The 10,870-nt window shown below is 35.5% G+C and carries 10 protein-coding genes; all 10 read right to left on the reverse strand.

Annotated features, from left to right (window positions below; genetic code table 11):
• Window positions 1-9 precede the first annotated feature (9 nt).
• Entirely contained in the window at window positions 10-1,929 is a 1,920-nt protein-coding gene (locus NST00_RS13665; protein WP_016837509.1) for a stage V sporulation protein D, read from the reverse strand.
• Window positions 1,930-1,992: 63 nt separating this feature from the next.
• Window positions 1,993-4,200 (reverse strand): penicillin-binding transpeptidase domain-containing protein, encoded by a 2,208-nt coding sequence (locus tag NST00_RS13670; RefSeq protein WP_445329564.1) that lies wholly within the window; start codon window positions 4,198-4,200, stop codon window positions 1,993-1,995.
• Window positions 4,197-4,577, reverse strand: a complete 381-nt coding sequence (gene ftsL, locus NST00_RS13675) for a cell division protein FtsL (protein WP_340704283.1) — start codon at window positions 4,575-4,577, stop codon at window positions 4,197-4,199. Before ftsL ends, NST00_RS13670 begins: the two co-directional genes overlap by 4 nt.
• Entirely contained in the window at window positions 4,578-5,528 is a 951-nt protein-coding gene (rsmH, locus tag NST00_RS13680) for a 16S rRNA (cytosine(1402)-N(4))-methyltransferase RsmH (RefSeq protein WP_340710131.1), read from the reverse strand.
• Window positions 5,529-5,558: 30 nt separating this feature from the next.
• Window positions 5,559-5,990 carry a division/cell wall cluster transcriptional repressor MraZ gene (mraZ, locus tag NST00_RS13685; RefSeq protein ID WP_016837513.1) on the reverse strand — a complete coding sequence of 144 codons (432 nt, stop codon included), beginning with the start codon at window positions 5,988-5,990 and terminating at the stop codon, window positions 5,559-5,561.
• Window positions 5,991-6,177: 187 nt separating this feature from the next.
• A complete protein-coding gene (bshC, locus tag NST00_RS13690) occupies window positions 6,178-7,791 on the reverse strand; it encodes a bacillithiol biosynthesis cysteine-adding enzyme BshC (protein ID WP_340710132.1) in 1,614 nt (537 codons plus the stop codon).
• 108 nt (window positions 7,792-7,899) lie between these two features.
• Window positions 7,900-8,292 (reverse strand): DUF3397 family protein, encoded by a 393-nt coding sequence (locus NST00_RS13695; RefSeq protein ID WP_339288921.1) that lies wholly within the window; start codon window positions 8,290-8,292, stop codon window positions 7,900-7,902.
• The gene (locus tag NST00_RS13700) at window positions 8,289-9,182 is read right to left on the reverse strand and encodes a ketopantoate reductase family protein (RefSeq protein ID WP_016837516.1); all 894 of its coding nucleotides are present in this window, start codon (window positions 9,180-9,182) and stop codon (window positions 8,289-8,291) included. Before NST00_RS13700 ends, NST00_RS13695 begins: the two co-directional genes overlap by 4 nt.
• A 233-nt stretch (window positions 9,183-9,415) precedes the next feature.
• The gene (locus tag NST00_RS13705) at window positions 9,416-9,814 is read right to left on the reverse strand and encodes a transcriptional regulator (RefSeq protein ID WP_016837517.1); all 399 of its coding nucleotides are present in this window, start codon (window positions 9,812-9,814) and stop codon (window positions 9,416-9,418) included.
• Between the two features lie 164 nt (window positions 9,815-9,978).
• On the reverse strand, window positions 9,979-10,749 hold the full coding sequence (locus tag NST00_RS13710; RefSeq protein ID WP_016837518.1) for an enoyl-CoA hydratase/isomerase family protein: 771 nt from the start codon (window positions 10,747-10,749) through the stop codon (window positions 9,979-9,981).
• Between the last annotated feature and the right edge of the window lie 121 nt (window positions 10,750-10,870).

The following is a 10,870-nucleotide window of genomic DNA, read 5'->3' on the forward strand; positions in this document are numbered from 1 at the left end:
CAATTCTATTTAATCTCCTAAATATAAATGAATCGTTCCATCCACTTCAATAATATTATCAGGTTCAGGTAATTGACTTTTTACAACTTTTCCTGTTCCATGCATTTCAATATGGAATGGGTATTGAAGCTTCATGATTTCATCCACTTTCATTCCAACTAAGTTTGGTACCCGTTCTGTCATTGGATCTCCCCAACGATACTGCTTTTCCAATTGCCCTTCCCGATTAACTTCCAAACCGATGATTGGCGCAATGTCTTCTATAATCTGCCCGACGATAGGTGCTGCAATGGTACTACCAAAAACGACTGAACTTTTCGGACTATCAATCGCAACATATACAACGACTTGAGGATTATTACTCGGCGCAAAGCCGATGAAAGAAACAATATAATCCCCAACCTTATAACGACCATTTTCTACTTTTTGAGCAGTTCCTGTCTTCCCACCAATACGCAGTCCATCACGATATGCGTTTCGCCCAGAGCCATTTGCAACAACAGATTCTAACGCATACCTTACCTTTTCGGATGTTTGTTCACTGATAACCGTACGTTTTAATTCCGGTTGATTTTCAAGAATGATTTTTCCCGTTTCTGAATCAACAATTTTTGAAACGACATATGGCTTATATAGTTTCCCTCCATTAATGGCTGCAGAAACAGCTTGAACTTGTTGAATAGGCGTTACAGCAATTCCTTGCCCGAAAGACGTTGTTGCATGCTCAACAGGTCCAAAAGCTTCTTTTGAGAATAATATGCCGCTCGCTTCTCCGGCAATGTTTGATCCAGTCGGTTCACCAAAACCAAAGTTTTTAATGTACTGCAATAACTTATCTGGACCTACTCGCTGCCCAAGTTCAATAAACCCCGGGTTGCAAGAGTTTTCTACTACTTGTAAAAATGTTTGTTGTCCATGTCCCTCGCGCTTCCAACAGCGAAGTCTTGAATCTTCTACAATTGTATACCCCTTATCATAAAAATTCTCTTTTTCTATATCCACTTTCCCTTCTTCAATGGCAGCGGCTAGTGTAATAATTTTAAATGTTGATCCTGGCTCAAAGGTCATCCAAACCGGCAAGTTGCGGTTATAAATTTCAGGTTTCACTTTTTCAAAGTTACTTGGATCGTATGTAGGATAAGAAGCAAGGGCTAAAATTTCTCCCGTATTTGGATTCATGGCGATTGCTAAGGCTTGTTCTGCATTATATTTTTTCATCGCTTGCGACAATTCTCTTTCAACCACTTGCTGAACTTCTAAATCAATTGTTAGTTGTACAGTTGCTCCTTGATGCCCTTCTCGCCACTCATCATCTACGTGTGGTAAAGTATTTCCTTTTGCATCCGTAAACAAACGAATTGCCGCATCTTTTGATGTGAGGTATTTGTCATATTGATATTCAATGCCTGCTAAGCCTTGCGTATCATAGCCAGTGAATCCAATAAAACGGGATAATAAATTCCCATAAGGGTAATGTCGAACATAATCGACACCTGTATATAGACCATCAATTTTTAACCCTTGAAGTTCAACAGCTTGTTCATAAGTAATGTTTTTTGCTTCTGGTGCAAGCTTTACTAAGTACGATTTTGAATTCATTTTTTCATACAACTTTTTTTCATCAACTTTTAAGACAGAAGCAATTTGTTTGGCAGCTTGTTCAATATTATCATTTTGTGCAGGCATAAAATACAAGGTCGGCGCTAATTTATTTGTTACAATGACTTCACCGTTACGATCGACTATTTCTCCTCTTTCTGAAGCAAATGGAATTTCTCGATCCCAGTTTTCCTTTGCCAGTTCTGTCAACTTGTCATGCTGAATAATTTGAACAATAAACAGTCGGACGATGGCGGCTATCACAAAAAGAATAAAGCCGTACATTACAATCCGCAACCGTTTTTTGGAGACGGTTGAAATCCACTTCATTCGACATCACACCTCGTTTTTTACAAGGTATGAAACGAACTTCTCATCTATTCAAAAGTTAAGCTAATCTTGGGGCAATTCCTCAGATTGCTCACCACTAATTAGGAATAATTCTTCAGGAGTTTTTAATTTAACAACAATCGGGGAGGAATCAGTAATCATTGTATTTTCTGATACACTTTGGCTTTCTACATAGCCTTCTCCTACGATTTCAATATTTATACCGGACATCGCTTTATAGATTAGTAAATTTCTCAATGACCAATTTTCAAAAGAAGGCAATGTCACAACGCCATCCGTTTTTAAAAAGACGATGCTATCTTTTACCATTGAAACTCCTTCTTTCGGATATTGGTCAATAATTTCTCCGCCTTCACCAATAATAATTGTTTTTAATCCTTGACTCTCTAATTCTTGTTTTAATTTCGCAGCTTTTTTCCCAATATAGTTCCCTATCGTTATTTTCTCTACAGGCTTCGCATCTTCTGGATTAATGTTTAAATATTTTAAGCTATTTTCCATTACAGGCTTAAATACTTTTTCCACCGGTTCTGAACCAATTTCAGTTCCTTTAAGTTTTGGTCTTTTCACTGCTACATAAACAATCAATTGTGGATCATCAACAGGGGCAAAACCTAAGAAGGAATATAAATAATTGTTTTTTCCATATAAATAGCCTCTTCCATTTGGATTCGGTATTTGAGCAGTACCTGTTTTCCCCGCTACTTCATATCCATCAATTTTATAGTTTCTAGCAGTACCTACTTCCGAAGTAACGGTAGAAGCCAAAATTGCTCTTACTTGTTTCGCTGTGCTTGCAGAAATCGGTTTTCCTTTTTCTTTCGGTTGATGATTTTCAATCACTTTTCCTGTGGAAGAATCCACAATTTTATCAATAACATATGGTTGCATCATAACGCCATCATTCGTAATGGCTGTCATGGCTTGCACTAGCTGTATCGGCGTCACAGTAGAACCTTGTCCGAATGAAGTTGTTACATAGTTAATTGGATATCGGGTTAAAATTGTTCCTGTTACTTCTCCCGGCAAATCAATGCCTGTTTTTTTCCCGAATCCAAAGGCTTCTAAATAATCAATAAAAGTATCATTGCCCATTAGTTCTAGTAAATTGGCCATCGCAGTGTTGGATGAACGTTGGAAACCTTCTAAATAAGTAATTCTTCCCCAACCATGAATATTGTGGTCCCGAATCGTTCTGTCCAACACCCTATAAGAACCAGATTGATACGTAGCATTCGGATGCCAATTGCCTGTCTCAATTGCAGCAGCTAAAGTAAATGTTTTCATTGTAGACCCGGGTTCAATTACTTCTTGTGTCACGTAGTTTAACCAGTTGTTTTCCAAACCAATTCTAGTTTCAGGATCGAATGTAGGACGTTGAGACAATGCAAGAATTTCCCCTGTTTTTGCATCCACTACAAGGCCAACCATCGAGTCAGGATTATATTCTCGGTCCACATTTGTCATCGCATCTTCCAAGAAGTTTTGAATTGTTTTATCAATTGTTAAATAAATATTGTCACCATTTTTCGCTGGTTTGATCATCTTATCTCTGTTTGGCAATAAATAGTGAAATGCATCGCTTTCATATTCAATTTTCCCGTTTTCTCCAGTTAATTGTTCATTGTAAATCAATTCTAATCCCATTTTCCCTACAGGAATAAACGTTCCATCCTCTTGCTTTTCTCTTTGCGTAAAACCAATTAAATGGGATGCAAAAATACCGTTTGGATAATATCGCTTCGTATCACTTACAAATTTAATACCAGGTAATTTTTCCTTTTCAATTTTCGTTTTGATTTCGTGACTGATTCCTCTTCCTGCAGAACCGAATTCAACTTGATAATAATATCCACCATTCGGCCTTCGTTTTGTTAATATCTTATAAATAGTCGATTCATCCATATCAATATAATTTGCTAATATTTCAGCTGTTTTTTTAGGATTTACAACATGTTGTGGGTTATTTGGGTTTGTTGTTGCAACTGGATTGACAACGGCGATTAGTCGATAGCTTAACGTATCTTCTGCTATTACATTTCCATTCCGATCTAATATTTTTCCGCGTTCAGCAGTAATCACCGCTTCCTTTTGGTACAATGCTGCAGCCCTTGCCTTTAATTCTTCTCCTTCAACTTGTCCAGTAATTTGGATGTAAGTAATCCTTAAGAATAATGCAAAAAAGAGCCCTCCATATAATAAAAACATTAGAAAGGCTCCCCATTGAAAACGAAATTTCTTTTTCTTCATTCTCCCGGCACTACCTTTACGTTATCTTCTTTAAGAGTTAAACCGAGTGAATTGGCTTTTTCCCAAATTCTTTCATATGTTGATAATTCGCTAACCTGTACTTTTAAATCCGCATTTTCTTTTTCAATTTCTGCGATTTCTCTTTCAATTTTTTGTATTTCAATCGTTGTTTTTTGAATTGAGCTTTGTTTATGTAATACGAATACAGATAAAGTTGCAACAACTATAACAAATGCGATATATAAAAACTTTTCCCTTGCTGTAATGATTTTACGTTGCTTCTTTTTTACTTGCCTTATATTTGGTTGATTGGTGGGTTGTTGATAGGGTACTTCTTGTTGTTGATAATATAATGGTTGCCTAACCCGAACTGCCATTTAGCCACGCCCTTTTTCATGAATTTTTTCAGCGATACGTAATTTTGCTGATCTCGCTCGATTGTTTGCCAACAACTCTTCCCCCGATGGAACAATCGGCTTTTTCGTAATATTTTTTAATACCGGTTGGAATTCATCTGGTACGATTGGTAAACCTGGAGGTAATTCTGGTAATGATGAAGCCTCTTTAAATATTGTTTTAACTATGCGATCTTCCAAAGAGTGGAATGTGATAACGCTTATCCGACCGCCAATACGTAATAAATCAATGGCATCTGTCAGCGACTCTTCAATCGCCCCTAATTCATCATTCACTGCAATGCGAATTGCTTGGAAAACTCGCTTTGCTGGATGTCCACCTGTACGACGACGAGATGCTGGAATGCCCTCTTTAATTAAATCGACAAGCTGTCCTGTTGTTTCAATGGGTGCTTTTTTTCTTGCCATTTCAATTTTTCGAGCAATTTGCTTTGAAAATTGTTCTTCCCCATAACGGAAAAAAATACGCACTAAATCTTCATATGGCCATTCATTTACAATATGGTAGGCAGTTAGTTCTTGAGTTTGATCCATTCGCATATCTAAAGGAGCATCGTGCTGGTAACTAAATCCTCTTTCCGGAGTATCTAATTGGGGTGAGGAAACTCCTAAATCATAGAGAATACCATCAACTTTCTGAATATTAAGTTTATCCAATTCCCGTTTTATATACCTGAAATTGGAATGAACAAAATTCACTCTATCCTTATAATTTTCCAAACGTTTTTTCGCATGTTCAATGGCAGTTAAGTCTTGATCAAAACATATTAGTCTACCATTGCTAGAAAGTTGTTGAACTAAGTACTCGCTATGACCAGCACCACCTAATGTACAATCCACATATATTCCGTCTGGATGAATATTTAAGCCATCGACAGTTTCTTTTAATAGTACAGTTGTGTGATCGAACATGAAATGATTGCTCCTTCATCGATGTATTCGCTAGAAGTCAAAGCCAATAAGATTTTCTGCAATATCATTGAAAGATTCCTCTGCTTCGTTGAAATATTCTTCCCAAAGTTCTTTAGACCATATTTCAATCTTGGTTGAAACACCTAGAATAACACATTCTTTTTCAAGTTTTGCGTAAGTAGCAAGATTCGAAGGAATGTTAATTCGCCCTTGTTTGTCTAATTCAACTTCGGTAGCCCCAGAAAAGAAGAACCTAGCAAATGCTCTTGCATCTTTTTTCGTCATTGGCAAGTCTTTCAGTTTTTCTTCGAGCTTTCGCCATTCGTTCATAGGATATCCAAAAAGACAGTTATCAAGACCCCGGGTAATGACAAAAGTATTTCCTAATAATTCACGGAATTTTGATGGTATGATTAAACGTCCTTTGGCATCAACAGTATGTTGATATTCTCCCATGAACATGCTACTCACCCCACTTTAGTAAATAATGTACCACATTCCCCCACTTTCCACCACATATTTCTTCGCATAGTTTGTAAACTTTTCACAAATTATGCCAATTGTACTCCATAAACAGAGCAGTGTATAAGAAAAAAGAATTAAAAAAGCTATCTCCTACGAGATAGCTCTAAAAAAAATAGAAAAAACGCTATAATTTTATCAAATAATGATAATTCCCAATTTTCATTGGTAATTGTAATAAGTGTGTAATAAGACTAAAGCCATAAAGATTTAAATATTGATATGGGTTAAATACACGTTCTTGGAAATTGTTGTTTGGATACAACTCACTTACAATTATATTCAACCGGCGAATCGTGTGATGATGTTTTAGTAAGACTTCTTGTTCGATTTTTTGACTTAAATAATCAAGTTGCATATTGTGGTAATTCTTATTTCTTTCTAATATCCTTTCCAAATGGAGCTGTTTCGCATTCAATAGTTGTAATAACTCATCATATTGCTCGTCTAACATCTTTCTGATTCGCTGAATTTTTTCCTCTGCTTCAACCTCTTGAATATCCTGAATAAATTGTTTCATTATTTTTTGCACTTCACCAGCCACAACATCTTCAAAAGTTAGTTGATATTCAAAAAGCAGTTGTTCTACACGACGAGTAATAAAAGTAATATTTAACCTTGGGGCTAAAATCGGCATTTGTAAGTCTAATACTTCAAATGCATCTTTTAAAGCCGCCCAATAATGAAGTTCTCCAGGACCAGCCACAAAAGCCAATACTGGCAAACACATTTCTTGCATTAAAGGTCTCGTTACCACATTATTACTTAGTTGTTCTGGTGATTGTTCAGCAATTTGTAAAAGTTCTTCAAGGGTAAATTTTACGTTTGCAGCCGAATTAACAAATAAGCCATTCTTTCTTTCGAGTAAAAATCGTTCTCCATTTCGCACATAAAAGAGGTTCGCATTTTCCTCCGTTGCAACAATCGGAGTACCATACCCTCTCTTTTCTAATAATCGTTCCTTTTCAATTACTGCTAAACTAATCTCCTCATTTTTTTCGATGATTCGCTGGAAAAAAGTGGTTTGATATTGTCGAAATGGTAGAAACGCCGAATCGATCATTAGCAGTCCTTCATCTTTAAATAAATCATTCATTAAACGAGCGAAGAAATCAGTAAATGTTTCACTGTCATTCATATGTCGCAGTACCGAATGATAGAGATCATGCGTGTATTCCGTTTCACCATAATCTTTAAAAATTTCATCAATATAATCTTTCATTAACGAATGATCAAACCGAGTTTCGGAAGCAATCGTCTTTTTGCGAGGAGCTACGTCAAAAATTTTCTTTTTTGGCAATCCATCGACAATCGTATAAGTATGATTAATTTCTAAAATATCGTGGTCTTCACCCGCAATCCAAAAAATCGGTACGACATCAATACCTAGTTTTTCACTTTGTTCTTTCGATAGCAAAATAACACTAATTGCTTTATTAACAGAATAAAGCGGACCCGTCAACAATCCCGCTTGTTGACCACCAACAACTGCCAACGCACCTTTTTCTAATTTTTTTAGATTCTCCATTGATTTTTCTGAAATGCCAAAAGGCTCCATATACTGATAAATAACGTTACATAAACTTTTTCGATTATACGCTTGTTCTCTCAAATAATGAGCTCGTACTCGAAATGATTCATCTTTATATGGATATTGATAAAATGAGAGCAAATGTTCACTTTCCGCCCAATAATCAGATAACAATTGATTGTTAACTGGTGATAATTTTTCCAGTTTCATATTACTACTCCTCTACTTAACTCAATACGTTCATTTCATTGAAAGTAAATATTTATTCCTGTTATATTGTAATCTTTGAAACATTGTCTGAAAAGAAAATGGCTCAATCTATGTAATAAAAAATATAATACTTTGAATAATGCCTACAATCCAAACAATCGTATAGATGAAAATTAAATATAAAAATTGCATGCGCCATATTCTTCTCAATAAAGGAAATACTTTAATTTCTTTTTTCGTTTTCCATTCTTTATAAGTCATCAACATCGCAATCAATATGGAAATTACAACGGCTACAATACTTATTGTAGAGTTCCATAGGGTTGCAATGGAGAGGGTGACGGAGAAAAATAAAAAAAAGGTCGTGATATCTGCTGCTAAACTAAAACTACTGTCCGCCTGTTTTTTCAAGTATTTCCGAAATAAAAAAAATGAAATAATGAAGGCAGTCATTGGCAATAAAATTAGGGTGCCAAGAATGTATGTTAAAACTAATTTCACGTTTTTTCACCCTCTAGTGACAACACTAAATGATATAACGTTTTTAAAGTCGGTAAGCTTTTACCTTTTAATTCTGCTTTTTTTATGATTGCTCCGACAATCGATTCCACTTCTGTTTTCTTATTCATTAATCGATCTTGTAACATCGAAGAAGTGTTAGAAGCTGTTTTTTCGCACAACGAAACAACATCTTCAAATGAGACAATCATTCTTTGTTCAGGGAAAGCATTCATTAATTCTTCATATAAATCTTTTAACAATTTTTTCGCATGAATATTGTTGATTAATTCGCCGTTTTTTACTTGCAACACAGCTGTCAAGGGGTTGATAAAACAATTATATAACGCCTTCTCAAAAAGCATTTTTTCAGCATCATCGACAAATTGTAAAGGAAACAATTCGTTTTCTATCCCGTGTAACAATTGAAAAACCTCGTCATTTCCCCTTTCAACTGCTAATTTTAACACACCAATTCCATTATGAATAACTGTATAATCATTTGCCTTTTGTGCACCGAATTGGCATGAGCCAAATCCAATAGTCTGTTGAGGAAGTTTCAGCGCTTCTTCAAAATGAGCTAAACCGTTTTGTACAAATAAAATTGGTATGTCCTGTGGCAGCTTCTGAAGTTGCAGGAAAACTTCTTGCAGATGTGTATATTTTACTGCCACAATTACTAAAGATGCTGTCGCAATTTCATTATATGTAGTCGTAACATTCACATATTTCTTCGTAATAGTTCCATCCAAATTTTTTCTATAAAGGCCATGTTTTCGTATTGCTTCTTCTTGTTTTAGCCTTCGAACTATTAACGTTACTTCATATTTTTCAGCTAAAAACGAGGACATCAACATTCCGACAGAACCTGCACCAATTATAACTATATTCATACGCGCTTCCCTCTTTACAACTTATTTATTCCATTAAATTGATATTAATTGTTTTGCTGGTTTGTACATCCTTATTTTTTCAAGAACGAAAACGACAAAAAGGTGTGACCGAAAGAGTGTCACACCCTTTTTTTCATATTATACTGGAAATATTTGAAGTTTTCGATATTTAACTGCAGCTTCCTTTACCTTGATTGATGGATGATGGTGATAAAAAAGAGGAATAATGGCGATTATTGCTGCTGTTTTTGCTGTTGTTGTTCGATGAATATTGCACCTTGTTGAAGCCATTTTAGCACTCTATCATGCTCAGTTTGAAGCTCTCGATATTTTAGTTCTAATTCATTGTATGCTTCTGTCAATTCATCAAAACTATTAAGAGCAAGCTTTAAGTGGCTTCGCATTAATTGCTTTGGTCGTTTTCTAACACTATTTAACATTTGACCATATTGTTGCCTTAATGTTTTATTCCAGCGGAAACCGCAAGCCTGCTTTGTTCGATTCAGCACTTGCGCAGCCTCAGCAAACGCTTCTAATTGAGTTCTTCCATTTTGTACAGCTGTGATGACAATCTCTGCTAATTTTTCGTCATCTTCAGCTGTCCATTGATCTTTCCTTCTTTTCCCTTCCATACTTATCACCTCTCATTTTTTTACTACTATATGCAAAAAGAGAGTAAATAGAATTAAAGAACATAGAAAAAAATAGGTTGCGACATATAAAAATTTTGTCGCGACCTATTTTCAAATGGATATAACCGATTATTCAGTAGTATTGTTGAAGACAATATTTTGTATTATTTATGATTGCTTGATTTTGATAAGAAGCGTTCAACTGCTTTTTCATGATCTTCACTTTCCCAAAGTTTTGCACAAAGTTTGATTTCTTCCATAACACGTCCATACATATTTCGCTCTCTCCATTTGCGAAGTTCAATCTCTTTATATGCATGATGGACAGAAGGATGAATTTTTTTCATATCTTCAATAAACGCTTCCAATGCTTCTTCTTTTGGACCGTCAAATATTCTCATAGCCCAACCAATTTCATATAATTGCTGAGCAGTGTATGGCTTCGCATCAATCAGCATTTTTAATGCACGGTCATGACGCAATCCACGTTCAAATAAATACGTACCGCCACCCCATCCGGTCGTAATTGCCAACGTTCCTTGAATAAATCCGCATTTTGCATGACTTGCCACCAAACGAAAATCACATGCTGTAGCGATTTCACAACCACCCCCAACGGCTGTCCCGTTAATTAAGGCAATGGTTGGAACATGCAATGTAGCAAGTTCATATAATATATTTCCCATTTTGCTTAACATCCCAAAAGCTTCTTCAGCCGTTTTTAAACTATGAAATTCCGTCAAATCTCCACCAGAACAAAACGCTTTATCCCCCGCACCAGTAACAACTAAAAATCGCACATCTCTGTTCTCTTTAATATGTTTAATTACTTGTTTTAGGCCATTCATTACTTCGTCATTTACTGCATTTCTCTTTTCTTCTCTATCAATAGTAAAAGTTAGAATACCGTCCTTTTGTTCAATTTGGTAAGACAATGAATACATCCCCTTTTTGATATTATTTCAACATAATACGATATGTTTTCATAGTAATAAAGGTTTTAAATTTTGACAACAATTGGTTTTTACCTATTTCATGAACATAATGCAATCGAGT

This window comes from Ureibacillus sp. FSL K6-0165 (assembly GCF_038004285.1).
Taxonomy (GTDB): Bacteria; Bacillota; Bacilli; order Bacillales_A; family Planococcaceae; genus Ureibacillus; species Ureibacillus thermosphaericus.